General features: G+C 42.9%; 26 protein-coding genes and 1 riboswitch. Of the genes, 14 read left to right on the top strand and 12 right to left on the bottom strand.

Features of this window, described 5'->3' with window-relative positions; translation table 11 throughout:
- Positions 1-205 precede the first annotated feature (205 nt).
- The gene (locus CWO08_RS05045) at positions 206-1,498 is read left to right on the top strand and encodes an alpha/beta fold hydrolase (RefSeq protein ID WP_108020016.1); all 1,293 of its coding nucleotides are present in this window, start codon (positions 206-208) and stop codon (positions 1,496-1,498) included.
- Positions 1,499-1,694: 196 nt separating this feature from the next.
- Here the strand turns inward: CWO08_RS05045 and CWO08_RS05040 are convergent, their stop codons facing one another.
- The 6 genes from CWO08_RS05040 to CWO08_RS05015 form a co-directional block, all read right to left on the bottom strand.
- The gene (locus CWO08_RS05040; RefSeq protein ID WP_004730424.1) at positions 1,695-1,877 is read right to left on the bottom strand and encodes a hypothetical protein; all 183 of its coding nucleotides are present in this window, start codon (positions 1,875-1,877) and stop codon (positions 1,695-1,697) included.
- Positions 1,878-2,145: 268 nt separating this feature from the next.
- Entirely contained in the window at positions 2,146-2,373 is a 228-nt protein-coding gene (locus CWO08_RS05035) for a PAS factor family protein (RefSeq protein ID WP_004730426.1), read from the bottom strand.
- A gap of 223 nt (positions 2,374-2,596) precedes the next feature.
- Positions 2,597-4,753, bottom strand: a complete 2,157-nt coding sequence (locus CWO08_RS05030; RefSeq protein WP_108020015.1) for a cytochrome c — start codon at positions 4,751-4,753, stop codon at positions 2,597-2,599.
- Entirely contained in the window at positions 4,750-5,364 is a 615-nt protein-coding gene (locus CWO08_RS05025) for a cbb3-type cytochrome c oxidase subunit II (RefSeq protein WP_122080839.1), read from the bottom strand. Before CWO08_RS05025 ends, CWO08_RS05030 begins: the two co-directional genes overlap by 4 nt.
- On the bottom strand, positions 5,365-6,789 hold the full coding sequence (gene ccoN / locus CWO08_RS05020) for a cytochrome-c oxidase, cbb3-type subunit I (protein WP_108020014.1): 1,425 nt from the start codon (positions 6,787-6,789) through the stop codon (positions 5,365-5,367).
- A 37-nt stretch (positions 6,790-6,826) separates the two neighbouring features.
- On the bottom strand, positions 6,827-7,201 hold the full coding sequence (locus tag CWO08_RS05015) for a cytochrome c (RefSeq protein ID WP_108020013.1): 375 nt from the start codon (positions 7,199-7,201) through the stop codon (positions 6,827-6,829).
- Positions 7,202-7,636: 435 nt separating this feature from the next.
- Between CWO08_RS05015 and CWO08_RS05010 the strand changes: the two genes are divergently transcribed.
- Positions 7,637-8,092: a hypothetical protein gene (locus CWO08_RS05010; protein ID WP_102431251.1), complete on the top strand. Its 456-nt coding sequence runs from the start codon at positions 7,637-7,639 to the stop codon at positions 8,090-8,092.
- Between the two features lie 9 nt (positions 8,093-8,101).
- Positions 8,102-9,127 (top strand): diguanylate cyclase domain-containing protein, encoded by a 1,026-nt coding sequence (locus tag CWO08_RS05005; RefSeq protein WP_102431233.1) that lies wholly within the window; start codon positions 8,102-8,104, stop codon positions 9,125-9,127.
- 332 nt (positions 9,128-9,459) lie between these two features.
- Here CWO08_RS05005 and CWO08_RS05000 read toward each other — a convergent pair whose 3' ends face one another.
- Positions 9,460-11,892 carry a bifunctional diguanylate cyclase/phosphodiesterase gene (locus tag CWO08_RS05000; protein ID WP_108020012.1) on the bottom strand — a complete coding sequence of 811 codons (2,433 nt, stop codon included), beginning with the start codon at positions 11,890-11,892 and terminating at the stop codon, positions 9,460-9,462.
- Positions 11,893-11,895: 3 nt separating this feature from the next.
- A complete protein-coding gene (locus CWO08_RS04995; RefSeq protein ID WP_102431231.1) occupies positions 11,896-12,927 on the bottom strand; it encodes a PotD/PotF family extracellular solute-binding protein in 1,032 nt (343 codons plus the stop codon).
- Between the two features lie 318 nt (positions 12,928-13,245).
- Between CWO08_RS04995 and CWO08_RS04990 the strand changes: the two genes are divergently transcribed.
- From CWO08_RS04990 to CWO08_RS04960, 6 genes are all read left to right on the top strand, one after another.
- Complete coding sequence (locus CWO08_RS04990; protein WP_102431230.1) at positions 13,246-13,896, top strand: LysE family translocator; 651 nt, start codon at positions 13,246-13,248, stop codon at positions 13,894-13,896.
- A 288-nt stretch (positions 13,897-14,184) separates the two neighbouring features.
- Positions 14,185-14,985 (top strand): PhzF family phenazine biosynthesis protein, encoded by an 801-nt coding sequence (locus CWO08_RS04985; protein ID WP_102431229.1) that lies wholly within the window; start codon positions 14,185-14,187, stop codon positions 14,983-14,985.
- Positions 14,986-15,085: 100 nt separating this feature from the next.
- Positions 15,086-15,589 (top strand): YgjV family protein, encoded by a 504-nt coding sequence (locus CWO08_RS04980; protein WP_108020011.1) that lies wholly within the window; start codon positions 15,086-15,088, stop codon positions 15,587-15,589.
- Positions 15,590-15,656: 67 nt separating this feature from the next.
- Complete coding sequence (locus tag CWO08_RS04975; protein WP_048660307.1) at positions 15,657-15,971, top strand: cupin domain-containing protein; 315 nt, start codon at positions 15,657-15,659, stop codon at positions 15,969-15,971.
- A 91-nt stretch (positions 15,972-16,062) separates the two neighbouring features.
- Complete coding sequence (locus CWO08_RS04970; RefSeq protein WP_107898846.1) at positions 16,063-16,527, top strand: GNAT family N-acetyltransferase; 465 nt, start codon at positions 16,063-16,065, stop codon at positions 16,525-16,527.
- Positions 16,528-17,022: 495 nt separating this feature from the next.
- Positions 17,023-17,319 (top strand): hypothetical protein, encoded by a 297-nt coding sequence (locus tag CWO08_RS04960; RefSeq protein WP_048660304.1) that lies wholly within the window; start codon positions 17,023-17,025, stop codon positions 17,317-17,319.
- Positions 17,320-17,448: 129 nt separating this feature from the next.
- Here the strand turns inward: CWO08_RS04960 and CWO08_RS04955 are convergent, their stop codons facing one another.
- Positions 17,449-17,946, bottom strand: coding sequence for a fasciclin domain-containing protein (locus tag CWO08_RS04955; protein WP_107898847.1), 498 nt, complete (start codon positions 17,944-17,946; stop codon positions 17,449-17,451).
- A 203-nt stretch (positions 17,947-18,149) separates the two neighbouring features.
- On the opposite strand from CWO08_RS04955, the gene CWO08_RS04950 reads away from it, so the two are divergent.
- Both CWO08_RS04950 and CWO08_RS04945 read left to right on the top strand, forming a co-directional pair.
- Positions 18,150-19,136: a DUF2860 family protein gene (locus CWO08_RS04950; RefSeq protein ID WP_102431225.1), complete on the top strand. Its 987-nt coding sequence runs from the start codon at positions 18,150-18,152 to the stop codon at positions 19,134-19,136.
- Positions 19,137-19,297: 161 nt separating this feature from the next.
- Entirely contained in the window at positions 19,298-19,792 is a 495-nt protein-coding gene (locus CWO08_RS04945; protein WP_102431224.1) for a GNAT family N-acetyltransferase, read from the top strand.
- Positions 19,793-19,935: 143 nt separating this feature from the next.
- Here the strand turns inward: CWO08_RS04945 and CWO08_RS04940 are convergent, their stop codons facing one another.
- A complete protein-coding gene (locus CWO08_RS04940; RefSeq protein WP_102431223.1) occupies positions 19,936-20,718 on the bottom strand; it encodes a LuxR C-terminal-related transcriptional regulator in 783 nt (260 codons plus the stop codon).
- Between the two features lie 167 nt (positions 20,719-20,885).
- Positions 20,886-20,985, top strand: a riboswitch (purine riboswitch).
- A 90-nt stretch (positions 20,986-21,075) separates the two neighbouring features.
- On the opposite strand from CWO08_RS04940, the gene CWO08_RS04935 reads away from it, so the two are divergent.
- The 3 genes from CWO08_RS04935 to CWO08_RS23930 all read left to right on the top strand — a co-directional run bounded on the left by CWO08_RS04935 (position 21,076) and on the right by CWO08_RS23930 (position 23,384).
- Positions 21,076-22,089 carry an adenosine deaminase gene (locus CWO08_RS04935; RefSeq protein ID WP_102479645.1) on the top strand — a complete coding sequence of 338 codons (1,014 nt, stop codon included), beginning with the start codon at positions 21,076-21,078 and terminating at the stop codon, positions 22,087-22,089.
- 253 nt (positions 22,090-22,342) lie between these two features.
- Positions 22,343-23,059, top strand: coding sequence for a Crp/Fnr family transcriptional regulator (locus CWO08_RS04930; protein WP_107898848.1), 717 nt, complete (start codon positions 22,343-22,345; stop codon positions 23,057-23,059).
- Between the two features lie 166 nt (positions 23,060-23,225).
- Complete coding sequence (locus tag CWO08_RS23930) at positions 23,226-23,384, top strand: hypothetical protein (protein ID WP_170961283.1); 159 nt, start codon at positions 23,226-23,228, stop codon at positions 23,382-23,384.
- A gap of 88 nt (positions 23,385-23,472) precedes the next feature.
- Here CWO08_RS23930 and CWO08_RS04925 read toward each other — a convergent pair whose 3' ends face one another.
- Positions 23,473-24,138, bottom strand: a complete 666-nt coding sequence (locus CWO08_RS04925) for a DUF2057 family protein (RefSeq protein ID WP_102479209.1) — start codon at positions 24,136-24,138, stop codon at positions 23,473-23,475.
- 293 nt (positions 24,139-24,431) lie between these two features.
- Positions 24,432-25,994, bottom strand: a complete 1,563-nt coding sequence (locus tag CWO08_RS04920; RefSeq protein WP_077681544.1) for an arylsulfatase — start codon at positions 25,992-25,994, stop codon at positions 24,432-24,434.
- Positions 25,995-26,272: the final 278 nt, after the last annotated feature.

Here is a 26,272-nt window from a genome sequence, read left to right as displayed (position 1 = left end):
GGTCACACCTTAAACTCTCTGTTTTGACACAAGTTGTTACGCGTTGAAGGTAAATTAAGCGATTAGATGAAGAACCTTCACAATCATGTTAAACAAACGGTTTCTTTTACAAGCCACTATGCGTATCTTGCTAACTAAAGGTGCCAACAGGCGCCGTTTTTATTCGTACCAATGACTTTAGAATCAGATAAAAAAGGAATGAAGCGTGCAAGCTAACTTTATTGATGGAACCACCCTGTATCGTCAGCACTCTTTTGAGTTGCCACTCGATTATCAAGCAAAAGATGGACAACAGATCCAAGTCTTCGCACGTGAGCTGGTTGATCTTGCTAAAGATGCGCAACAACTGCCGTGGTTGATCTACTTTCAAGGTGGACCGGGCTTCCCGTCGCCACGAGTCAGCGGTCAATCAGGTTGGCTAAAGCGTGCATTGCAAAACTACCGTGTTCTGCTTCTTGACCAACGTGGTACAGGCAATAGCACGGTGATCAGCCACGAAACCTTGGCTCATTTGTCTCCTGAACAACAAGCTGAATACCTATCGCATTTCAGAGCAGACAACATCGTGCGCGACGCGGAAGCGATTCGTGAGCAGTTGGGTGTTAAACAATGGTCGACGATTGGCCAGAGCTTTGGTGGTTTCTGTACACTTAGCTACTTGTCGCTGTTCCCACAAAGCTTACAGCGTTGTTATGTCACGGGCGGTATTCCGTCTATCGAGCGCGAAGCTGATGATGTGTATCGAGCAACCTACAAGCGTGTAGAAGACAAAAACAGAGCCTTCTTTGCTCAGTTCCCACAAGCGCAAGCTATGTGTCGTGAGATCTCTGATTACCTGCTTAACAACGACGTGAGACTGCCAAACGGTCAGGTGTTTACGGTTGAACAGTTCCAATTGATTGGTATTAACCTTGGTGGCGGTGAAGCAAACCTTCCTATGTACTTCACACTAGAGAGTGCGTTTGTTGAAGTGAACGGTAACAAGCAGCTGAGCTACAGCTTCCTAAATCAAATGCAGCAAGAGCAGGGCTACCTAACAAACCCTATTTACGCGATTCTGCATGAATCGATTTACTGCCAAGGCACAGAGTCTAACTGGTCGGCACATCGCGTGCGTGAGCAGTATCCGCATTTCAACTATCAATCGGGCAGTGAATTCTGGTTTACTGGCGAAATGGTTTATCCATGGATGTTCGACCAATTAGAAACACTGAAGCCACTGCGTGAAGCGGCGAACATGCTGGCTGAAAAGTCGGACTGGGGCACTTTGTACAACGCAGAACAGCTAAGTAAGAATACGGTTCCAATGGCGTGTGCGGTTTACGCGGATGACATGTACGTTGAGTTGGATTACAGCCGTGAAACACTGGCGAATATTCCAAATTCGAAAGCGTGGATTACTAGTGAATATGAACACAATGGTTTGCGAGTGGACGGCGAAAGAATTGTCGATAAGTTAATTACAATGGTTGATTCGTTAGAAAACTTGCCAAAATAATCAAATTCTCTGCGTAGGTTATCTACGTTAGAAGTTATCTAAGTTAGAAACAAGGCACGCCAGAAACAAGAAAACGCTGCATCCGTGCAGCGTTTTTTTTATGTCATCAAACTCTGTTTTTACTTTGTATCGTATTGATTACTAAAGCGAGTAAAACAGAGAATTTAAGAACCGGGAGGGATAGTTCCTAAACTCATTATGGTTGGATGACGATATCTTGATTTTCAGTAGTCGATAAGCTGGCGCGGTTCTGTTCGATGAGCTGCGCCGCATAAGAGGGAGTCACAGCTTGAATTTCGCCTTTTGAACGAATCGTTAGTGCTTCCCACGCATGGTCACGATATTTGCCTGTTTGTGTATATTCAATAAGTACTCTCATGATTCTTCCATCCGATGTGTGGTTAACGTGCTACTAACATTAGCGCCATTATTGAGGTTACACACCTGTTAAAAATGGAACATAAGATTAACCAAATGAGAATGCGAGCAACTTGAAAATTGCAGCGACTTGGACTTATTGTAAAGAGCCATACATACTTATCGTAAACAGCTGCATTTATCGTTAATAGCCGTACTTATTGTAAATAGCGTGTATAAAAAAACGCTGCACAATGGCAGCGTTAAAATGGAGATAGGTTGAAGCTAGATTAGCTGTTTTCTAAACCAACAATCTTGCGTGCAGACATGACTGCACTATCCAAATCGGTCAATCTACCAGCACTCGCTGGACCTAGAACTGATGAATACAAAGCCAACTGCTTCTCAAATGATAAATCTAATTGGTTATATAGATTTTGGCGGATTTGAGCGTGTTGCTGTGGCTTTGCGCTCGACAGGCCTTCCAACGTATCGTAGATGAGTGTAGTTGTATCCATATCTGTCCTTCGTACATCTTTGAAACATTTTGCACATTATGCACTTGGTGTCATCTTTGTTCTGCGAGATTGATCGCATTATGTGCAGATCTGCTTAATTGTGTAATCAGTTAGTTATAATTGTGTTGTCTGACGCCACTGCGTACAAGAGGACCGAAAATGAAAAGGAGGCACATTGGCCTCCTTTGGTTTATTGCAATTCACTGTCTAAATGATATGTCCGCTATCGGATGTTGATGGTGTTATCTCTGCGGTCATACATGTCCGGTGTGGTATGTAAGCCACCTGCGTAACCTGCAGCTTCAAGTGTTTCTCTTACCTCACGAACATGCTCTGCGGTGACTGGTTCTTGCCTGTCTCCAAGATGCAATCGCACGAAGGTAATCAACTCAGCCAGTCTCTGATCCGACAATACATCTTCAAAACTTGCCATCGGCATGAAGTTTCTATCCTTGTCGAGATAGGTGGGTTGTAGGCCACGTACGGTTACCGCAATGGTGTTGAATGGGTCGCTGTGCATGATAATACCGTTATTCAATAGAGTAGGGGCGATAGGGTCGCGACCCTTACCATCATCACCATGACACGCCCCACAGGTTTGACGATACGTGGTGTAGATTTCAGCTGCGTAAGACTCTTCATCAAAGCCTTGAGGCTGTAACGGCACGGCATCGCTGCTAATGGTGTTGTTGATATCACCGCTCAGCAAGTAGTAGGACATAGACTCAATATCTTCACGCGTCATCAAGCTTAGGCTGTTTTTCACTACATCAGCCATACCCGCAAAAGCCGTACCTTTGTCTGAGTGACCTGTGTGTAAGAAATCGGTGAGTATTTTCTCATCCCAGCCGTCGATATACAGCTCATTTGCGGTGATGTCAGGTGCGTTCCAACCGTCGATTAAGTTACCTTGGAAAATACGTTCTGGTATCAGTGCTTGGGCAATGTTTCGTGGCGTATGGCACTCCGAACAGTGACCAAGTCCTGCGACCCAATATTTGCCTTGTTGCCACTTATCGACATCCTCAATTTCTCCTTTAAGTTCCTCTGGTACTTCGTAATCAATAGGGTCGGTATCCATGAATACGATGTTCCAGCCAAGCAAACCTAAGCGAATATTGGATGGAAACATCATGCTGTTGTCATCATTGCGTCGTGGCACGGCGGTGATTGACTGCATGTATTCCCATAAATCGACCATGTCTTGATCGGTGAGGTATTGATAAGAGGTGTAAGGCATTGCAGGATACAAGTAACCGTTCTTACCTTTACCCGCAACTAACGCGGCTCGGAAATCATCGAAGTCATAAGTCCCGATACCTTCGGTGGTGTGTGGGGTTATGTTGGTTGAATACACGGTGCCGAAAGGTGTCACGAACGGTAAGCCGCCAGCAAAGGGTTCACCACCTTCTGCACTGTGACAAGCCACACAGTCACCGGCATAAGCGAGATATTCTCCGCGCTCAACAGATGATGCTTTCAAACTCGCGAGCCTTTGTTGCTCTACTTCACCAGCGCGTCGGATATAAGCCCCAAGCGCGAGTATTTCGTTCTCGCTGAGCTGATCATCAAACGCAGGCATTAGATTATTCAAACCGTAATTGATGGTGTGCTGAATCTCTTCAATACTGCCCCCGTGTAGCCAAGTATCATCGGAAAGGTCGGGTACTCCAATCGCTGGGTTGGCGACCGTACCATCGGCATGGCAAGACGAACAATATTTGGCGAATAAGGTCTTACCGAGTTCGACCTTAACCTCAGGCACATCGGTATGACGCTGGTTAAGAGACGCTAGATAGTAAGATACCTTTGCCACTTCATCCGGGCGCATGATTTCGCTCCAACCTGGCATCGCACCATTTCGCCCTTTGGCAATGGAATGGATCACAGCCTCATCACTACCGCCATATAACCAATCTTGGTCGATAAGGTTAGGGAAGTGTTTCTGGCCTTGTGCATTGTCTCGGTGACACGCCGCACAGTGAGTTTGGAATAGTATCTGACCGCTGTTCACGATCTCAGGAACTGCAGCTAATCCCTCTAACGTGGTTTCACTGGTTTGTGCAAATTGCTCATTGAGAGTGGTGGATGGTGAACTGAGCTTGTCATCGCTCTGCTCCCAATCGACTAAGCCTTTCCACTCACCAAGCCCAGGGTAGAGCACCAAGTAGCCTGCAGAGAGTAAGAAGGCTACCGCATAACTGACAAACAGCAGATTAGGTGGCGGCGCGTCTTTCTCTTCAATGCCATCAAAGGTGCCAATGGTGTGGTCGTGATCGGCCTTGTGATTGCTACGCCAGTATTTAACGACAACAGACACCATCAGAACAAAGAAAATTAAGGTTAATAATACCGCCCATAGATTCCAAAATGTGCTCATTGTGATACCTCCTGTGACGTATCTTTACCAAGGCTTTGAAGGTAACGAATTAGCGCTTCACCTTTGGTTTTGCCTCTTACTTGCAATCTCGCATCGCCAATCTCTTTGTCGGTATAAGGCACACCCAGCGTGCGCAAGGCTTCCATTTTGGCGCTGATATCATCTCCAGTCAGAGTTTGCTCAAACAGCCACGGGTAAGAGGGCATGATAGAGGTAGGGACAACTCTGCGAGGGTTCACGAGGTGAATGACATGCCATTGGTCAGAATACTTTCTACCTAAATTGGTTAAGTCTGGGCCTGTACGCTTTGAACCCCATAAGTTTGGAAACTCATAGATATCATCCGCTTCTTTATTCGGGCGACCATTACGTTTAACTTCTGGTTCTAGAGGGCGAACCATCTGAGTGTGACAAACATGGCAGCCTTCGCTGATGTAGATATCTCGACCTGCTAACTCAATAGGTGTCAGAGGTATCGCTAAGCTGCCTTTGGCAATATCATCTCCACGGACAATGCTTGGTACTACCCAAACTAATAAAGAGAAGGAGGCGACAACAACGGTGGTCAAAATTAAAATGACGATTGAATGTGTAAAGTCTTTACTCATCACTTAAGCCCCCTCATTAATGGTGTGTTTAGCGTCATGTACGGTTGGCATACGAACCGTTTTGTACAAGTTGAATGCCATTAAGAACAATCCAAGTACAAACAGCGCACCGCCAAAGAAACGCATGAATAGCCAAGGTGCTTTAAAGTCCATAGCTTCTACAAAACTGTAAATCAGTTCGCCATTTTCATTTTGAGCGAGCCACATATAACCCTCACCGATGCCTGCGATCCAAAGTGCTATTGCATAGATGGCGACGCCAGCATGAGCGAGCCAAAAGTGCCATTTAATCAGTCGTCGCGACCAAAGGTCGGTTTGGCCCCATAAGCGTGGAATGAAATAGTAAAAAACCGCTATCCCTGACATCCCAACCCATCCAAGAGCTGCGGAATGTACGTGTCCTATGATCCACTCGGTGTTGTGTGCCACCATGTTGAACCAACGAATGGCAAGCAGTGGACCTTCGAATGTCGCCAAACAGTAGTAAAGAATCGCTGAGAAAAAGAATAAAAGAATGTAGTCGGATTTCAGCTTTTCCTTGTTTTGTAAAAGGGTCATTGCGCTATTGAACGCACCGGCCCAAGAAGGGAGCCATAGGATTAATGACATCACGATACCGATGTTCTGAATCCATATAGGAACGGAAGAATAAACTAAATGGTGCGTTCCGGCCCATGTGTAGAAGCCAACCAAGCCCCAGAAATGGATCACAGACAAACGGTACGAATAGATAGGTCGATCCGCCGCTTTGGGTATGAAATAGTAATTCATACCAATCACACCAGCGGTCAGTAAGAAACCGACGGCATTATGTCCCCACCACCACTGAACAATTGCATCTTGAGCCCCAGCAAATACAGAGTAGGACTTCATCGCCAACACTGGTATCGCGAGGTTGTTGACGATGAAAATCATGGCAACGACGATAATGAAAGCAGCAAAGAACCAGTTTGCCACAAAGATATGGCTGACCTTCCGCTTAGCAAGGGTGCCAAAGAACAACACCGCATAAAGCACCCAAACCAGCACAATCATTAAGTCGATTGGCCATTCAAGCTCCGCATACTCTTTTGAAGTAGTGTGGCCTGCGGGTAAGGAAATGACTGCAAGCAACAGGATGAATTGCCAGCCCCAAAATACCATCCATGAAAGGCTTTTATTGAACAATTCACAATGGCCCGTTCGTTGGGCAATGTACAATGAGGTCCCCATCAAGATATTCACGACGAAGCCGTAAATCACTCCTGATGTATGTAGCGGACGCAGTCGACCAAATTGGAAGTATTGAGAATCAAAGTTTAAGACTGGCCAATATAATTGCGCGGCGAGGATCACGCCGATGATCATACCTACAATCGCCCACACTAAGGATGCGACGATGAAGTACTTCACGACCTTAATGCTGTATTGCGTTGTCACTTGTTCCATAACAAGGCTCCTTGCCTAGGGGTTTTGAACCGCTGACTTAATTTGAATCGCCGATTTCGCTCGAATCGTTACCAAGCATTGAATAGAAATAGGAAATGTCGCGGATATCTTGGTCTGAGAGCGTGTCGGCTTGTTGCTGCATGAGAATCGCTAAACCACTGGTTCTTTCTCGAGTCTGGTAATCTTTCAGTGAAGAGATTAGGTAACCCACTTTTTGGCCGCGAAGGTTGGGGTAAGGGTCTTGTGTAGAAATACCATCAACGCCATGACAGGTCATACACACTTTGGCTTTTTGCTTACCCAATTCGAATTGCTCTTGATCAACTACAGCAGACACAGGAAACATGACCAGCGTCATTACTAAGGTAGAAAGTGTCGTCATGGGGTTAAATTTTCGCTTGTATAAACTCATTATCGATTCCCTTGATTATGAAGCGAGTAAGCTTTCTAAGAGCGACGCTCGATATCGGCTGGCGTAATATGAAGCGACAGATACCAGATAAACAGGCTCTTAAAACTGCTTACGTTCGATTAAAGGTTATGCAGCGACAGGCATTCTCGCTACTTGCTGACTCATTTTTATTGTCAATTTTATTGGTCACTACGTATTCAGTGGCTGGATTGGATTACTCAAGGTGTTTAAAAAGCAGAGATTTCTACTAAACAAACGTGAGCCAATGATTATCTGGGAAGGAGCAAAGGTTGTGTTCGCGCTGGATTATAAGGTTGAAATGTTATTTAGTCAGGGTTGAGTTGTACGAATGAAAAATAAGGCAATGTCTAAGCAAGTCAAATGCCTAATATGGACTAAACTCAGATGAGTGACCTTTTTAAAACGGAGTTTAAAATGAGAACTGCACTGTTGTTCATGCTTTCATTGTGTTCATTTTCTATTTTCGCTACATCGCAACTCACCGTATTTGACCATCTAGGTCAAAAGCACCAGTTAAGCCGAGAGCAACTGTTACAACTTCCCCAACAAGAGATTATTACATCATTACCTTGGGTGGATGGAGAGCTAGTCTATAGCGGAGTGACCTTGCAAACAGTACTTGAAACCATGGACTTACCTATTGCATCTCAGGTAACTTTCGTAGCATTGAATGACTATAAAATTGCGGTGCCCAAGGAAGATTTTTACGATTACCAACCGATCATTGCGATAAAACAAAATGGTCAATTTATGTCGGTTAGAGATAAAGGGCCCTATTGGTTGATATATCCATTGTCTTCGACGCCTGATATTGATAATACAGACTTCCATGCCAAGATGATCTGGCAGATACGCGATATCCACCTATAGAGGTTCTCTATGAAAAAGCTGTTGTCGTTGACTGCCATTAAGGTCGTCGTGTTATCTTTGGCTGCGGTGGTGCTCACCGTTAATATTTACAGTGTCACTCGCATTAACGACATCAACAAAAGCTTTTCGACTCGACAAAATGAAGCCACCTGGTTTGTTTTCCAGTTAGTAAAGGAATATGCCAATTTTCTGATGGTAAGTCGTTCCGAAACTATCGATTACGATGAGTTATGGCTAGCGTACGATATTACGTGGAGTCGTTTTGATATATTGATTAACAGCACTGAATCTTCCAACTTCATTAAGTCAGCAAACTTTAAGCCTTATTTCACTTCGGAGTTTGATAAATTTAAGAGCTTGGAATCCTCGATAAAATTGGTCAGTGAAGGATTATTACCCAAGGAGTCATTACAGAAAAAGGTCGATATTTGCTACCACACACTTGTAGATTTTATTAACGACAAGTTTCGCTTACAAAGCCCTGTGATTGAAGAAAATACTTCAATGGTTGATAACTTAGTTACCGTCCATCGAATCAGTAGCGTGTTTCTAGTTGCTATCTTGCTGATTACCGGGGTTATTTTCTATGTGGATTTCTCTATCAAAAGAAAACTCTACTCTACGGATTTTATTACAGGGTTTCGTAATCGAATCTCATTGATGAAATTTGTGAAGAATAGCTACTCGAAAGACAACAACTTTGATCTCTATTTTGTTCGAATCAGAAACCTTACTGAAATTAATCAAAAATATGGTCTTGAATATGGCGATCTTGTAGTGAGTTCGGCAGCTAAGTCTCTGACTGCTAAGATACCAGAAAGCACCATTTCGTTTCGCAGTAGCGGAAGCCAGTTTTTATTTTTTATTCCTGACCATTTGTACGCGAGTGATGAAATTCAGGAGGAATTTAACGACGTGCTCAGTGATTACATCTCGGCAGGTAACCTAGAGTTGATGATTGACGCCGTAGTCAGGCATAAGAGAAACATAAGCTCCAAAGATATGATGGAGTTACTGACCTCGATGCAAGGCTAAGCTTCTTATATGGCTTAGTCTCGTTTTTATCCCTCCCTACTGATACCTCATCTTATTGGTACTTGTATGTCTACGTTAAGAGTCTTAATAAAGCTGACCAAGCTAAATTTATTAGCTTGGTCAGCTTAGCTTACGTACTAACTTGTTACCCTCATTAATATGTTGGCTTATGAGCCAGAAGAGGGCTTCATTTATTTATTCGGGCTTGTCTATAGGAACTGTTAGTTCAAGCGTATCGGTGAGTCTGTGCTTATTGCAGGAGGTTTATTCAGATGATAATGAAGCAGAGGTTTGGCCATGGTTGTTAAGTCATCGAGCTTACCGAAACACGACTATTGTTTTTGATTTAGTGACACAACCCTTTCGCAAGAGTTTGGTTCTAAAAGCGATTGTTGGTCTAGAATGGCTTGTGGATTATGGTCACGGACAAATTCAATAAACTCAATGTAAGTTAACGGTTGGCTGAATAAATAGCCCTGAATGAGGTCGCAGTTGGCTTTTCGAAGAAGATGATACTGTTCAAGAGATTCGACTCCTTCACCTACAACGAAGGTGTTACAAGAGTGTCCTAAGTTAACCATGGATTCGACCATCTTGCGGTCAGCCTTATCGTCGACGATATTATCGATAAAGCTCTTATCAATTTTAAGTTCGTCAACAGGGTAATGGAGAAGTTGGTTAAATGCTGTGTAACCCGTACCGAAGTCGTCAAGGGAAACTTTTAAACCTAAGCTTCTGATACTCTCAATGGTCTGCACCGTAAGTTTGCTGCTTTTAACGTAGCTGGTTTCGGTAATCTCTATAATGATATTGCAAGACGGAACTTTATAACGCTCGAGTACCTTCCGAACATTGTCGGCAAAGTTACGGTTGTAGAGCTCCATCGCCGAGATGTTAATGGACAAGGTGCCACTGTATTGGTGAATATCTGAAAGCTCTTTATAACTCTTGATTGCGGAACTAATGACCCACATGTCGAGTTTGGATATCAAATTACTTTTCTCTGCGACTGGAATGAACTCATCTGGTCCTGCCTTTATATCAAATAGAGCTGGGCAGCGAATCAGACATTCTGCTCCGTCAATCTGAAGTGTTTTAGCATTGAAAATAGGCATAAAGCGAAGTTCAAAGTTGTCGCTCTCGCAGCACTCCAATAGTCTTTTTTCGATAACATCATGCCTTTCAAGTGAGTGGAGTAACTCTTCGCCATAAACAATCCTGCTCTCCCCATCGCTGTGATTCTTAGCATTAATCAACATAGCATCAATACATCGGTGCCATACCTCTTCAAATTTGGGGGTGTCGACAGGCAGAACACCCGTTGCAATCGAGAGCCTAAAACCATAGTAATCGAGGAAAGTCGTTCCCGTAAGAGTGTGGTTAATGTTCTCAATTTCTTCGTTTATTGACTGATGATCACCTATTTCTAATATGGCAATGAACTGGTTTCCTCCCAACCTTGCTACTGAATAGTCGCTGCAACTAAAGCCAAAAGAGGATTGTTGGTTCTGTAAGGTTTCTCTTAGTACTTTGGCTAGACTAACGAGCACATTGTCACCCACTTTAGCGCCATATAAATCATTGATTTTACGGAAGTCGATAATATCCCAACAAACCAAGTAACAGTGTGGGCGCATTGAACTTTTTATACGTACATCTAGGTGTCGAATGAACGAGCGTCGGTTGGCCAACTTTGTTAATTGATCGAACTCAGCTTCAAATTTCAATTCCGTTAGTGAATCAATGTAAGCGTTCTTAAGACCATCGATCTCACTTTGACCAGATGAGCGTTTGAAATATCTAAGTTTGAGTCCGCCAATGGAGATCTCGTGTAACAAGTCTTTCAGTGGGCGAACTAATTGATAGCGGACGACCATGTGTACGATGAGCATGATTATGAATAATGTTGTCAAGCAACCAAGTAAGGTCTTCTGAGCGATAATGGACTTTTCTTGATTGAATTTTTTTTCGCGGATATTAACTTGGGCAAGGAAGTGACGGCTGTTCATCTCAACTTTGATACGGTCTTTGGCTTGTTCAAACGACTTGATGACGAACTGCGTATTTTCGATATGTTCTGTGTTTGATGACGGTTCAATTAGTAGTTGCATGTTGTCATCATCGTTGTATTTGTTGAGCAAATTAGACAACTGTTTTAATGGTCCGTCTGCAATTAATATATATCGATTTAGACTGTTGTTCGCGCGCTTGTCTTGCGGGACTAAATAAGGGTCGATCGCGGTAACGTAAGCATATCTAAGCTCACCACTCACAGAGATATAAGAGAAACCTTCATAAGACAGCTCGTTTCTATTGATTAACGAGGTATAGATATCGAAGACTTTTTCATAGATGTTATCTGGGATTTTTAATCCCTCGAAAGGGTCTGATCGTAAAGTAGAAAGCGTTAATTTGAATTTAGGATTTACGACATAGATATTACGTTGACCAAATTGATTAACATGACTTTGGTTTAAGACTCGAAGTACTCTTTTCTCTAATAGAGATAGGGTGGTGTAGTCACCAGGGTTTTGAATATATCTCAAGAACTGTAGGGATGAACCAATATCTTTTACTAGTAAAGATAGGCCAAGTTGTTCGTACTCAGCGGCCACTAGAGCGGTGTTCACGTCGGACTGAACTTCGTCTAAGTACATATGTTTTACGTGGTTGGAGGCTAAGTTATAAGTAACCATCCCGCCCATTGCAAACACGAACAATAACGTGGGAATGAGTACAAAATAGAGCTTCTTTAATACTGACATTAATTATCTTAGACTGTCGACAATGCGGTTACGAATTTGAATACTATTGGGTTCGAGTTGTTCATATAGATGGCTACGCTCTAATACCTCTTTGCTAGGGAAAAGCTCAGGATCATTCTGATATTCTGGAGTGGTCAGGGCTTTTGCTTTTGAACTTGGAGTCGCAAACCATGACCCCATCGCGTTTTGAGCGGCGATCTCGGGTTGAGTTAAGAATGATAGAATTGTTATCGCTTGTGGAGATAGCTCACCGTTGTTAATTGCTGCAATACACTCCAACCATAACGTGGTGCCCTCCTGAGGGACAATATAGGTCCATGAGGCATTAGGGTCGGCATCATTCAGTACATAGCTGTCACCGGAGTAGCCGTAGGCGAGATCTATATCTGCGAGACGTTCAGGTTGGTGGGTATAGTCAATGACGTATTCGCTACTTTCTATATGAGGCTTTTGTGCTTGCAGAGTCTTGTAAGCTATGCGTAGTTCTTGCTCGTTATTAGTGAATGGATCAAACCCATTTGCTAGCAACGCGGTACCCACTAGATCGGTTGGTTCGTAATACATACTTATGCGACCACTGCTGTTCGTGTCTGGTTCAAGAAGAGCTTTCCAAGAGGTAGGAGGGTTTAATTTGTCACTTCGATATAAGATTCCCGTCGTTCCCCAAGCATAGGGGATGCCATACTCGCCACATCCTTCGACCCACCTTGAATCGATGTTATCCGTAATGGATTGTTGTAACTCACTGAGGTTGTGAAACAGGTTCTGCTTGGCTAACGCATTGAGCTTTACACTTTCTATAATCACTAGCTCAAATGCGCCCCGACGTTCGCTTAATAGCACTTCATCTCTGATCGACTCGTCAGAAAAAAACTGCTGTTTCAAATAAATGCCGTACGTGTCGCTTAGTTCGGTCACGACGCTATCGGATAGAAATTCATCCCAATTGTAGAGATAAATCTCATCCTGTTGGCTAAAGGCAGTGCCAGTTAAAAAAGATGATGACGCAAGAACTGAAATATAAAATGCTTTCACTGACGGATTCCTTTCCTACTTTGCTTAACTAAATCGTAGCCCAAATTTTGCGACATAGCTCAAATTTAGGTCTCTAATTTCACTTCAACATCACGCAATGCATCCAGGTGGAAAAATCCTATAACCTAATTGGAGCCAAAAGTAAGCTTTAGCACAACATCACTACGTTAAATCAAGGGGATATCAACCCTTGACCGATGAAAACACGGGATTTGTTTGGTTATTAGGTTGCTAGTAAATATATATTCAACTACTTGAGCATTTTTTCGTTATTTATGCAATAGTAGGGCATTAATTGAACGATAAGGAGGTTGGTTTATGGATGCAGATTTAGTTGGAATTTTTGTTACCGTGGCGATTGCTCACTTTTTGGCGCTATTAAGCCCAGGACCAGATTTTGTGATTGTGGTGAAGAGTGCTGTTCGAAATAAGGGAAAAAAAGCCCTAGGCGTTGCATTCGGTATTGCCAGTGCGAATGCGGTTTACATTGCTTTGTGCCTAGTTGGCGTAGGCTCGATTTTGGCAGCATCCGTTTCTATTATGATTGCACTCAAGATAATTGGTGGAGTGTTTCTTGTTTATCTTGCAGTGCAAGCCATAAGAGCGAAGAAATGTAATTACAATAATATGGATGTTACCGAAGGAGATAGCTTCAACCAAACGACTTTTTTTAAAGAATTCCTCACCGGTTTTCTATCTGGAATCCTTAATCCTAAAAACCTATTGTTCTATTTGAGCTTATTCACGGTGGTATTGAACAAAGATATTGGCTTCATGTTTAAGTTTGGGCTAGGTATTTGGATGACGGTGGTTGTCTTTATATGGGATGCGGCGATCATCTTCCTGTTATCTGCGCCCAAAGTACGTCAAGAGTTTACGCGTGTTGCTTACTATATTGATAAAGTGACAGGAGTAATGCTAGGCCTACTTGGTTTGACCATTGTGAAATCTGCGCTAGTACGTCAATAGGTTCAATTTGAGTCATCATTGCTGAGTAACTTCACGTTTGTGGCACGATACAATGCTTATGTGCCGCGAATGTGCGTATGTTTCCTACCTTGTCTGATACGTTTTATCTAGTGCTTGCCCGATATTAAACCTTCTGCTTCATCCACCAATTCTTTTCATAACTCTTTGTTTATCTTTCCTTACTCTTCAAATAACTATTAATAAAATTTCTGTTGAAGACTTGTAGCACAGTGTATTTGTGCTTATTGTAGGCAAAATATTTATCCGATCTCAAAGCTAGGAAACATTGTGAATTTAGAGATATATCAAGTGGATTCGTTCACAACTCAAGCTTTTAAAGGAAACCCCGCAGGGGTCTGTATTTCCAAAGAGCCATTGGGTGAGTCGTTAATGTTTTCAATTGCTGAAGAGATGGCTGTATCCGAAACGGCTTTTTTGTCACTTAACACTATGACACTTAAATGGTTCACTCCAGAAGTAGAAGTGAAGCTGTGTGGGCACGGTACACTGGCAACCGTTCATGTGATGAAAGAGCAAGGTCTGCTCAACACAGGGGATAGGGTCATATTTAATACCTTATCTGGGGAGTTGTCTGCCGCAGTTTGTGAATCGTCTATTGAGCTTGATTTCCCTAGTACACAGTTATCATTGTTTACTGAGCCCAACCTCATGTTGCTCGAACATCTTGGTTTAGAGTCGAACCAAGTCGTTTCATTCCGAGAGTTTGATTCCAAGCAGCTAATCGAAGTGTCTGACGAGCGAGTGCTACTGGGCCTTTCACCAAATTTTGATGCTTTAAAAGGTATTAAAGGGCGAGGCGTTGTCGTGACAGCGCTTTCATCGAATACTGAGCTTGATTTTGTTTCTCGTTATTTTGCACCATGGGTTGGGGTAAATGAAGATCCTGTGACAGGGTCGGCGCATTGTGCATTGACGCAGCACTGGGCAGAAAAGCTAAACAAAAGCAGCTTCAGTGCGTATCAGGCGTCTCGTCGTGGTGGCTATATGTCGACAGAGCTATTAGCTAATGGGCGAATAAAGCTAATCGGTTCTGCGACCACTGTGATTAGTGGTGTGTTGAAGATTTAAAGCGTTATTGGCTGTATCTGTTTGAGCGCATCAAGCGAGTTCGTTCGATGATTGATTGAATGAAGCGGCTAAAGCGTAAGTTATTATTGAAGGAATCACTGTGTCAGCGTTTTATCTATCTCAAGTCTTAGTCGCCATTGCGATTTGCTTCGATCTTCTGTCATTCCAGTTCAAGGAAAGGAAGAAAATCGTCACTTGTCTGTTCTTTGCCGGTGTGCTTATTTCGAGTCACTTTATTCTACTCGAGCAATGGACAGCGGCGAGCCTAATGACGATTGCCACGATTCGCTATTTGACGAGCGTATTTTCTACCTCGTCTAAGTTTAAATATTTATTCTGTTCGATGTCGGTGGTCGCAACGGCCGTGACTTATTCGGGGCTGACTAGCGTAGTGAGTTGCTTTGCTTCCGTATTTCAAACCTTCGCTGCGTTTAATAAGGATGACCGCCGCTTAAGAGAATTGATGATCATCGGCACCAGTTTTTGGTTGGTTCACAATTATTTAGTTGGCTCGCCAACAGCGGTTCTTATGGAAGCGCTGTTTATTTGCAGCAACTTGGTGGGTTATTACCGTTTTTACTTCAAAAAGAATGCGATAGCTTAGAGTTTGAATCTGTTGCTACGTAATAAAGTACACCGCATGACGATGATTCAAGATTTAGGAGAGCTCGATGCCAAATATCTACGCTGATATCCCTTCGTCGCTGCCCAATGAGATGTTCAACGCTCTCATTAGTAACGAGAATATTCGAATTGAGCGAATTCTGTCACATGGACACAGTTCACCAGAAGAGGGGTGGTACAACCAAGATGAGAATGAATGGGTAATGGTGCTCGAAGGTCAAGGCGTCATCGAGTTTGAAGATGGACGTGTTGTTACCTTGTCTAAAGGGGATTACATCAACATTGCTGCGAGAGAAAAGCATAAGGTGATTGGTACGGTGGAAAACGTTGTGACGATCTGGTTGGCTGTATTTTATCGTTGAATCTCTTTGTTCTAGAATCGACTTATTTAGAGAGCGCTTAGGGGCAATACGGTACTTGTCCAATACACTAAATACATGAAAGGATTATGTCGTGGTTAGAATTAGAAATTACCAACCTAGTGATAACAAAGCGTTATGGGAGATTTATTTTCATACCGTCCGTAACATCAACGTTCGCGATTACTCTCAAGAACAAGTCGAGGCTTGGGCACCAAGTGATTTTGATTCGGAACTGTGGGACAAATGTCTTCGCCGTATACAGCCCTTTGTGGCCGAGTTAGACGGGCGCGTTGTTGGCTATACTGACTTGCAACCCAATGGCTTGATTGACCATTTTTTCTGTCACCATGAATATCAAGGAAAGGGGGTAGGAAGAGCTTTGATGGAGCATGTATTTTCAGTCGGCAGAGTTCGCGGTGTTTATCGATACTTCTCAGAGGTGAGTATTACCGCCAGACCTTTCTATGAACATCTTGGATTCAAGGTTGTGAATGAGCAAGAAGTTGACATGCGAGGCGTAAAACTGACGAATTACGTGATGGAGAAAGTAATCTAATAGCCTGAGCTAACTATCAATAGTGTTGGCGACTTCGAGTTATGTGCATCTTTATTGGTCTAATCTAAACTAATAAAGACTACATGGAGTGTGGTTAATGAATATTGTACTTAGTAATAAGATCCTCGTCTTAATTTCCTCTCTCTCATTGGCGGCAGGGGTACTGGCCTTGAAGTTCGGCTTCGAAGGGTTATTCCCGATCTTTGTCGTCGTTATTTCTTTCTTTTCTGTCGTTATCAATCTGTATGTGCTGTGTATCAGTCGAGAAGACAAAGATGTCTCCGATTCCTATCAATAAACGAATACAGCTCGTCCCGAAGCATTAACCAAAGGGTTTGAAAAACATAAGAAATAACCGACATGAATGACCGGATTTTATTTCTCATAATTCTCAAATTTGCGACATTTGTTGGTGGGTTTTTTACCATGTTCTTAAGAACGTTTTCCGGGTTGCATATAGTATGCAGGCTGATTTAGTTTAATTAAGGAATCCAAGTGGGAATAGAAGCTTTGGCGTTTGTAATGGACGCTTTAATCACGGCATGTTGCATGTACATTGCGTCGAAAATGTCATTCGTTGTTGCCGACTTTAAATCCCTCCTTACCATCGCTGTTATCGTTGCTCTAGTGTCGTTGATTCCAACTGTAGGGTGGGCTCTCGGGTTGATCCTTTTTGTATTCCTTCTCGGGAAGGCAACACACGCGAGTATTGGTGACTGTATTTGGGTAGTGGTGTTTACCAAGGTCGTGTCGATGGCGGCTTTTTTGATATTCGGACGTTTGTTTGTCTAGCTGTACACGCAAAAGAAAGTTCGCCTTCTTTGATGACGAAACTCAGTTATCTCTAAACACGAAAAGGGTGCGAACGAGTCACACCCTTTAAAGAATTTTTGAAGGCTTATTACTGGCTTTACCCATTGATTATTTTGGTAGCAGTACCGCATCAATAACATGGATGACACCATTGCTTGCTTCAACGTCTGGCATCACGACTTTAGCTTTGTTGATCATCACACTGCCATGATCAATCCCTACCATTACAGCTTCACCTTGGACTGTGACTGCACTGTTCAGTTTCATTACTTCAGCCGCCATAACCTTCCCAGGTACGACATGATAAGTAAGCACTGCAACTAACTTGTCTTTATTCTCTGGTTTCAACAGCATATCGACCGTTCCCTCTGGCAATGCAGCAAAAGCCTCATCGGTTGGGGCAAAAACGGTAAATGGTCCGTCGCCTTTCAATGTATCTACTAAGCCTGCTGCTTTTACCGCCGCAACTAGTGTGGTGAACGAGCCGTTTTCTGCTGCCACATCAACGATGTCTTTCTTCATACCGTGATGATTCGCGTGAGCGAAAGCTGTGAAAAGAAGTGTTGCGAACAGTACTGACAGGGTTTTGCTTAAGTGATTAAACATATTGTAGTCCTTTGAGTTTGTCTGTTATTTCCGAGAGGTATTACGAAAGCCTAAAAGCGATAGATCAACTTATTGCACCCTCGTGACACTTACTTGAACTGCCAAAGTCATCAGATGGATAAAAAATCCATGTTAAATACTTGTTGTAATTGCATTTTGATACTTATAGTTAGTGGGTGATTATTCAAGTAATGGATGTGAATATGAGGTTTGCTTTACCAGTTGTATTTTCTGCATTGGCTTCAATGCCTGCTTACAGTGGCCTTGCTCCAAATGAAGGTTTCAGCGGTAACTTCAGTGTTTTGGCCGGTTTCTACTCTGACAGTAGTAATTTGAGTACTGAACAGGATTCGAATCAAGCAACCAACACTGAGGAAGGGAATAGCGAAAAGCAAGGGTTACTCGGCTTTTTGGGTACCGTTCAATATACTTTTGGTGAATCGCTGACTCACCAAGTGTATGCGGGTACGACACGAGAGGATATTGCAACAGGTACCATCGCGTTTGAGATTGGTTACAGACATCAACTTTCCGGTGGCACCATATTGGATTTTTCTGTTCTTCCTACGCTTATCTCAGGTAAGGCTTGGTCTGATCCTTACGCGGTTGGCGTTAATCGAAACGAAACCGATGTGAAAGGTAATGTTGGGCGATTGCAAATGACTAACATCGGCGGCACTGGCTTTCGAACGGATTTCGCGATTGGTGAATCAGACGTAGATGATGAGCTGTCAGGGAGTTCACTAAACTTATCTGCTGAAGAGATAGCACTGCTCGATAGGGAGCGAACTTATGTGTATGCCAAGGTAGGGTATCCCTTCATCTTGCCTAATCAAGCTGGTGTGTTCGTTCCATCTATGGTGTATTTCAATTCAGATGCGGAGGGTGGTGCACTGAGCTTTGATAGCTACGGTATTGAACTGAATTACGCTAAGAGAATTGGTCGCCATGGTTTTGTGGTCACATTAGATGCCAGTGATCGTCAGTATGATGAAGCAAATCCGATTTATGAAAAAACTCGTGAAGAGAACGAATATGGCGCCTTCTTAGCATACGAGTTTGGCGGCTTGATGGGATATGAAGATTGGTCATTGATTACTTTACTTGGTTTAAGAAGCATAGATTCAAACATCGACTTCTATAATTCTGAACAGGTACTCGCGAGCGTCGGTGTCGACTATAAGTTCTAAAGATTAGATATTCCGAAGCTTTGTATAACGCTAAGATTTCGTTGGGTTTATTATCTGTTTAATTATTTCGAGCACTTATAATCTTTAAGGTTGTAGGTGCTCGTTGCTATCCGTAGTATGAAAGTCGTTCAGTTAAAAAGATCAGATAGTAAGGAAGCGCTTTGGAAATACAAATTAGACATCTAGAACTCACAGACAACCAAGATATTTTTGATATTTATCGCCATCCATCAGTATCAGAAAACACCTCTCAAAAGCCTTTCCTCAGCTCTGATCAAGTGGAGCGACTGTTTGGTCACTCCGACCATTTCACTTTAGTTGCGGAAGTATCCGGTAAAGTAGTGGGCCATATTACTTTATTCATGACCAGCAAGGTAAGAGACAGGCACTGCGCTGGTCTTGGTATTGCTATTCACCCGGATATGCATGGTAAAGGGGTCGGTAAGGCGTTAATGCAAGAAGCGATCAATCAGGCGGATAACTGGCTTAACCTCGTGCGTCTTGAGTTAGAGGTTCATGCTGACAACCACGCCGCTATTGCTTTGTATGAACGTGTAGGTTTTCAGTTAGAAGGCACAAAAAGGCTCAGTACGTTCAAAGGCGGTAAGTACATCGATATGTTACTAATGTCGAGAATACGACCAGATTACCTTTGAAGGCGAAGTGACTCTATATAACTGAAGCAGTTGAAGTAAGATATTAATTAACAGGGTTATTTTAATAAAACCCTCAAATTTTATTTGCTTGAGGGTTTTGTGTTTATAAGCATTCGTCACTATCAGATTTGTTGATAAGATCGCTATGGATTATCGATGCCAAAGCCATTTCGCAGTGCAAACTGAATCAGTTCGGTATGGTTGTCGAGTTCCAAAATATCCAACATGCGGTATTTGTGTGACTCAATGGTTCTAGGGCTTAAAAAGAGGATCTCAGCACATTGCTTTGCGGTATAACCTTGTGCCAGTTGAGTCAGAACCGCACACTGCCTTTTGGTCAGCAATAATAGTTTTTCACTCTCGTTAATATTATTGGTTTCATCGCTGGTGACACTACGCGTCATTTTGGAATGCTGCCAAAAACAGAGCCAGATATCACTCAGCAATTTGATTCGCTTCATGTCAGCCTCTTCAATTGGCTTATCGTAACGATTGAACCGTGAGAAGCCGATAGCTCCCCACTGCTGGCCAAACAACGAAAGGCTTACAATCCCATGCCAATGAGCACCTTCTTCATAAAGTACACGTAACGGGTCGAGTTTATGGTTCTTTAGTGTTTCTTCAGGGAACAACTGCCAACACTCTTTTGAACGTAAAAGCTTAAGGTAGTCAAGATAATTGCCTTTTAGAAAGCGTTCCATTTCAAGCGGTGGAGTATCTGTTTGGGATACGGAAATACTTTTTCCTGTATCCAGAAGAATCATTGAGTTTGGAAATAGGGTAAGTCTGTCGAGCTTAAACCAAGCGAGCGCTTCTCTTGCCAGTAAGAAAAAAGTGCTATCGAAATCTTTGGGCTGGCATGCGGTCAAAGTTTTGGTTTGGTGAGAGAGGAGATCCTCAAAGCTCGCGAATAGGTTGTGTTTCATATCGACCGTCTTTTATGGTTTTAGACAAAATAGCGGCAATAACTAAAGTGTGTCAATCTAATATTAGAATGTCGTTCTGAATAAGGTGTGGCGAGTATTCTTAAATGCTACTGAGTAATTTATTAGTTTTATCGAGAAACGATTAGTGAAATTCACACTGAACTCTGTATAGTAGCAACCGTTTGCTTCGTATAACCCCAATGATATGGTTTGGGGGTCTCTACCAGCTCCCGCAAAGTGCTGATTACGAAGGGTTTAGAACACAATTGTGTTCTTACTCTTTGTAATAGCGTTCAAGAAAACCTCCTGTCTATTATTCAGAGTAAGTGCACACCTAAAATCCATAGTAGGTGAAATATGAACGCATTTATTCAAGGGCTTCCAAAAGTAGAGTTGCATTTACACATTGAAGGCTCACTCGAACCTGAGTTGCTTTTTCAACTCGCTCAACGCAACGGCATTGAGCTACCTTACTCATCCCCAGAGCAGTTAAGGCGCGCATACCAATTTGATGACTTGCAGTCGTTTCTGGATATCTATTATCAAGGTGCAGATGCGCTTCGCACTGAACAAGATTTCTATGACCTAACATGGGCGTACTTAGAGCGTTGTAAGGCCGATAATGTTATTCACACCGAAATCTTCTTTGATCCTCAGACACATACTGATCGTGGTATTGCATTCGACACGGTCATTAACGGTATTCATCGTGCACTTCAACAGGGGCAAAAAGAGCTGGGTATTACCTCTCAAATTATCGCCTGTTTCTTGCGTCACCTGACTGAAGAGCGCGCCATTCAAACGTTCGCCGATGTGTTAAAACATCAAGATAAGATCGTCGGGGTTGGGTTGGATTCTTCTGAATTAGGACATCCACCAGAGAAGTTCAAACGTGTATTCCAACAAGCGAAACAAGCGGGTTTCTTAACTGTGGCACATGCAGGGGAAGAAGGTCCTGCTCAAAACATTGTGGATACGATTGAAATGCTCAGCGTGAGTCGAGTGGATCATGGTGTGCAATGCATGACAGATGACGCTTTAATCGTCGAATTGATTGAGACTAAAATGCCGCTGACCGTGTGTCCATTGTCTAACATCAAATTACGAGTGTTTGATGTAATGGAAGAGCACAACATTGTCGAACTGTTGAGGAAGGGTGTCGCTGTAACCATAAACTCTGATGACCCAGCGTATTTTGGTGGCTACATGTCGGATAACTTCAACGCAGTGAGCCAAGCTCATGAGATGACGCAGAAAGAACTGGCACAGTTTACTTTGAATGCGATTGACGCGAGCTTTATCGAAGAGTCATTGAAGCAGCAATATCGTGAGCGTGTTCAAGACTACCTTTCTAAAGCCGATTCTGAATAGTCTCTAGTTTAGACTTCGGCAATAAAAACTCTGTAGCTTAGAGTCTTATAACGACCGACATATGTTGGTCGTTTTTATATTGCTTCTACGCAATTCTTAGGTAAGAAGTAACCTAACTGACTAAGAAGTATGATTTTATTTTCCGAAAAACATCTCGTCCTAGCGGTAATGAACTACCTTTAGAAGGAGTGTCAAATGCAGCACTAACGCTGTATAACGAAAACATAGCGATTGTCGGAGGAGGAATACACCGTTGTTAGACCCAACAATCAGTGAACAAATTGAGTGGCCATGTGAATTGCCGCAAGAGTTGATCGATAGCTTAATCGAGATTGCTGTTTTCAAAACGAGTGTTCATAGCCTGGAAATTACCCAGAAATTCCAAAATCTGCCTGGCGTTTTCTATATTCTGAGTGGTTCTGCAGGAATCTGTTTTTCTACTGAGAATATGAAAAGCATATCCGGTGGTGTGATTGGAAGAGGAGATTGGATTGGCGCTTTGTCTATTCATGCTGACTACAACCTCTTTGCTGTGGCAGAGGAGGTCGAGCCTATTACCATGGTATTGTTTCCCACCGAGAAGGTGTTAGCGCTTGCCGAAGAGCAGTGCATGGTATTCAAATGGCTTCTGCATAGTGGGACCAAAGCACAATCTATTTGGATGCAAGCTTACTTATCCTCGATTCATGAAAAAGAACAGAAAACCATTTACGTCTTGTTGGAGCTTGCTGCACGCCAAACCAATATCGCAGGTGCGACCGTGAGTATAAATATCTCACAAACTCAATTGAGTACCATTACAGGGATCTCGAGACCCAGGTTGAATGAGGTGCTTAAAGGTATAGAGCAACAGGGTTTAGTGAAGATACAGAGAGGGAAGGTGTTCATCACCGATGCAGAGGGTTTGTATGAGCGTATTTCACCAATGAATTTGATGATGCGCGATCCTGTCGCTGAGATTAAAGCGTGAATCTCTAACAGCACAGCTAACCTTTGGATGATTGGATCTTCAGTGATAAATCAATATCACATGAAAAAATTATGCACAGTGTTCTTTTAGGAACATACACCACAAGAGAATATCTATAATGTTCACTCTAGATTTATAAATTGAATTAGAGCGGAATAGAATTGTTATGAAAATGGCTGTACTGGAATATAAAGTATTGGGACTTGGTGAATGGATTAAAACAAGAATTTCTAGCCGCTGTGCATACTTACTGGCTGAAGAGTATAAAGCGCTAGGATGGCCAACCAGAGTGGATGGCAAAGTGGTATCCACTGAGTCTGCTTAATCTATACGAGCCTAAAGTACCTAGATGAAGACAAAAAAGAAGCTGGCAGTGTGCCAGCTTCTTTCATTTTTAAATTAAGACAGTTGAGTTACTTGTTCACGTAGTCTTTGAATTTCTGCTTTGTTTCAGCATCTGCTTTTTCGTACCAGAAATACAACATCTCTTCAGCTGTATTTGCTGCATTTCCGTCAATCTTTGCTGGAAGCGTTACTGGCTGTACGACAACTGCTGCTGCGCCCGCACTAGCACCTACTGTAAGTGCAGCGATGCCACCTTTCTGGTTGTATTCTTTCGCTTCTTGCGGGTACTTACGACCAATCTGCATGCCATCTTTGATAAGTTTGTCTTGCTTAACACTGATTGCATTTTGGTTTTCATCAACCAGTTTCCAATCTAAGTTTTGAAGGCCTTTTTTCGCTTCGTTGGTGTTACGGAACTTAGGCATATCGAACGTCAATGCTGTGTCTGTCGCATCAAAAGTAGCAATAATCGTATCGCTATCGACAAACTCGCGGTCGTTACCTTGGCTGAAAGCAAGTTGATATTTGAAAACGATTTGGTTTACGCCGTCTGGCACGGTGATCGTTTTGCTTGAAGAGAAAAAGCCACCCTCAAGAGCAGGCTTAGCTTCGTTAACCGCTAAGACTTCGACTAAAGCATCTGCGCTAGAAGGAACTTCAATTGTTACGTCAGCAAACGCGTGTGGTGCTGCGATAATTGTGGAAAGCAGCGCGATGGATTTTAATGTTTTCATAATCATACAGTTGTTTATGGGCAGTTGAATTACAATCGCATGGTAAGAACTCCAATTCAAGTCATGTCATAAGGATTTGAAAAAATTTGCGAAATCTTAACGCAACGGTCATATATTAAGGTTCACATTGACTAGTGTGAGTTTTTATTTTTGAAAAATGAGAGGGTAGGTTGGGTGTGAATTATACTAGTTGGCGGTTCGCGTCTTATGTTATTTGTATTGGATACTAAAAAGCCGCGGTCACTGCATTCAATCACCACGGCTTCGTTATTACATTTTTAATCTAGAGTAGCTTATTTAGCTTGTGCTGCGGCTGCTTCTAGTTGCTTAAGTTTACCTTGAAGCATGTAAGCATTCTGGTTGAAGTTACCAGGGTTCAGTACTTGGCTGTTCTGCATTGGGTAGTCAGGTAGTGTGTTCATAAACTCTTGTACTTTGCCGCCTACTGGTACGAATAGCCACATGTTGTCTGCCATCCAACGCAGGTACATGCCAGACTCGTGTGGTGCTTTTTCGAATGGGTCTGCACGTAGGTGAACGACTTGAGGCCAGTTTGGTTGGAAACGCACTGCATCTGTGATGTTACCGTCCATTACAGCGAACGAAATCTTGAAGTCATTCCAACGTACCGCGTTTAACTCAGCGTTAGCAGAGAAGTAAAGCATGCTATCACGAGGGCCTTTCTCTTCTTTACCTTGGAAGTAAGGCAGGAAGTTGTAACCATCTAGGTGTACACGCCAGTTTTTACCGTTGTAAGTCGCACCTTTATCAGAAGCCAGCTTCTCAACCACTTTATCATCACCAGCTGCTGCTAGTAGAGTCGGAATCCAGTCTTGGTGACTCATGATGTCGTTGATCTTAGTTCCCGGCTTGATTGTACCAGGCCAGCGAACTAGCTGAGGAACACGCATACCGCCTTCGTAAGTTGTACCTTTCTCACCGTGGAAGTAAGTCGCACCGCCATCAGGCCAAGATACGGTTTCTGCACCGTTATCAGTAGAGTAGATGACGATGGTGTTGTCTGCGATCTTAAGCTCATCAAGCTTGTCTAGTAGGATACCTACTTGGTCATCGTGCTCTAACATGCCGTCAGCGTAAATGCTGATACCCGATGCGCCTTGGTATTTTTCTTGTAGACGAGTCCACACGTGCATACGTGTTGTGTTGTGCCAAATGAAGAATGGTTTGTCCGCTTTCACTGCTTTTTCCATGAAGGCTAGAGATTCTTCTAGGAACTCTTCATCCGCGTGCTCCATACGTTTACGCGTCATAGGGCCAGTATCTTCAATCTTACCGTCAGAAGTTGATTTGATTACACCACGAGGCCCAAAGTTCTTACGGAACTCAGGATCTTTAGGGTAGTAGTATGTTTCTGGCTCTTCTTCTGCATTCAGGTGGTATAGGTTACCGAAGAACTGGTCAAAACCGTGGTTCGTTGGAAGGTGTTTATCTTGGTCACCCATGTGGTTCTTACCGAACTGAGCAGTCATGTAGCCCTGTTCTTTAAGAAGGTCTGCGATAGTTGGAGCCCAATCTGGGATACCGTGATCAGAACCTGGCATACCGATAGTTAATAGACCTGTACGGAAAGGTTCTTGACCCGTTAGGAATGCAGCACGACCAGCAGTACACGATTGTTGACCGTAGTGGTCAGTAAATAGTGCGCCTTCGTTAGCTATACGGTCGATGTTAGGTGTTTCGTAACCCATCATACCGTTGTTGTATGCACTGATGTTGAATACACCAATGTCATCACCCCAGATAGCAAGAATGTTTGGTTTTTCTGCTGCCGTTGCCGCTGAAGAAGCTGCTAATAAGCCAACACCTAATGCTAGTTTATTAATTTTAGTACCCATAAGGACTCCGATTCACTTTAAAGATTAATGCGTTAGAGCAACACATCGATGAACAAATGTTATTCCCAAAATTCCGCTTCGTCCTTTTATAGTGCTTATAACCAATCGTTATGATGCTCAGTTAACCCATTGATCAATATCATTTTTAGCGGGTTGAATGAATAAGTCCTTAGTTTGTATGTGTGATCCTTATCATGTTTGTTGGCGTTAACCTTATCGATGATTCCGGTGTCCATATCTCAATAAAAATGACAAATAGATTAATAGTTTAGCGAATC

Origin of the sequence: Vibrio sp. 10N.286.48.B8 (assembly GCF_003050085.1) — a bacterium.
In the GTDB taxonomy this organism is placed as follows: domain Bacteria; phylum Pseudomonadota; class Gammaproteobacteria; order Enterobacterales; family Vibrionaceae; genus Vibrio; species Vibrio crassostreae.
Note: the sequence above shows the minus strand (reverse complement) of the source record. Positions and strands in the feature narration are given on the sequence as shown.

Bases quoted from the DNA above. Each gene is read 5' to 3' on its own strand.
- CWO08_RS23930 (WP_170961283.1), top strand. From the start codon at position 23,226: ATGAAAATGGCTGTACTGGAATATAAAGTATTGGGACTTGGTGAATGG.
- CWO08_RS04925 (WP_102479209.1), bottom strand. From the start codon at position 24,138: ATGAAAACATTAAAATCCATCGCGCTGCTTTCCACAATTATCGCAGCA.
- CWO08_RS04935 (WP_102479645.1), top strand. From the start codon at position 21,076: ATGAACGCATTTATTCAAGGGCTTCCAAAAGTAGAGTTGCATTTACAC.
- CWO08_RS05015 (WP_108020013.1), bottom strand. From the start codon at position 7,201: ATGAGTTTATACAAGCGAAAATTTAACCCCATGACGACACTTTCTACC.
- CWO08_RS05040 (WP_004730424.1), bottom strand. From the start codon at position 1,877: ATGAGAGTACTTATTGAATATACACAAACAGGCAAATATCGTGACCAT.
- CWO08_RS05005 (WP_102431233.1), top strand. From the start codon at position 8,102: ATGAAAAAGCTGTTGTCGTTGACTGCCATTAAGGTCGTCGTGTTATCT.
- CWO08_RS05000 (WP_108020012.1), bottom strand. From the start codon at position 11,892: ATGTCAGTATTAAAGAAGCTCTATTTTGTACTCATTCCCACGTTATTG.
- CWO08_RS04955 (WP_107898847.1), bottom strand. From the start codon at position 17,946: ATGTTTAATCACTTAAGCAAAACCCTGTCAGTACTGTTCGCAACACTT.
- CWO08_RS05035 (WP_004730426.1), bottom strand. From the start codon at position 2,373: ATGGATACAACTACACTCATCTACGATACGTTGGAAGGCCTGTCGAGC.
- CWO08_RS04990 (WP_102431230.1), top strand. From the start codon at position 13,246: ATGGATGCAGATTTAGTTGGAATTTTTGTTACCGTGGCGATTGCTCAC.
- CWO08_RS04920 (WP_077681544.1), bottom strand. From the start codon at position 25,994: ATGGGTACTAAAATTAATAAACTAGCATTAGGTGTTGGCTTATTAGCA.
- CWO08_RS04975 (WP_048660307.1), top strand. From the start codon at position 15,657: ATGCCAAATATCTACGCTGATATCCCTTCGTCGCTGCCCAATGAGATG.
- CWO08_RS04940 (WP_102431223.1), bottom strand. From the start codon at position 20,718: ATGAAACACAACCTATTCGCGAGCTTTGAGGATCTCCTCTCTCACCAA.
- CWO08_RS05010 (WP_102431251.1), top strand. From the start codon at position 7,637: ATGAGAACTGCACTGTTGTTCATGCTTTCATTGTGTTCATTTTCTATT.
- ccoN (WP_108020014.1), bottom strand. From the start codon at position 6,789: ATGGAACAAGTGACAACGCAATACAGCATTAAGGTCGTGAAGTACTTC.
- CWO08_RS05030 (WP_108020015.1), bottom strand. From the start codon at position 4,753: ATGAGCACATTTTGGAATCTATGGGCGGTATTATTAACCTTAATTTTC.
- CWO08_RS04950 (WP_102431225.1), top strand. From the start codon at position 18,150: ATGAGGTTTGCTTTACCAGTTGTATTTTCTGCATTGGCTTCAATGCCT.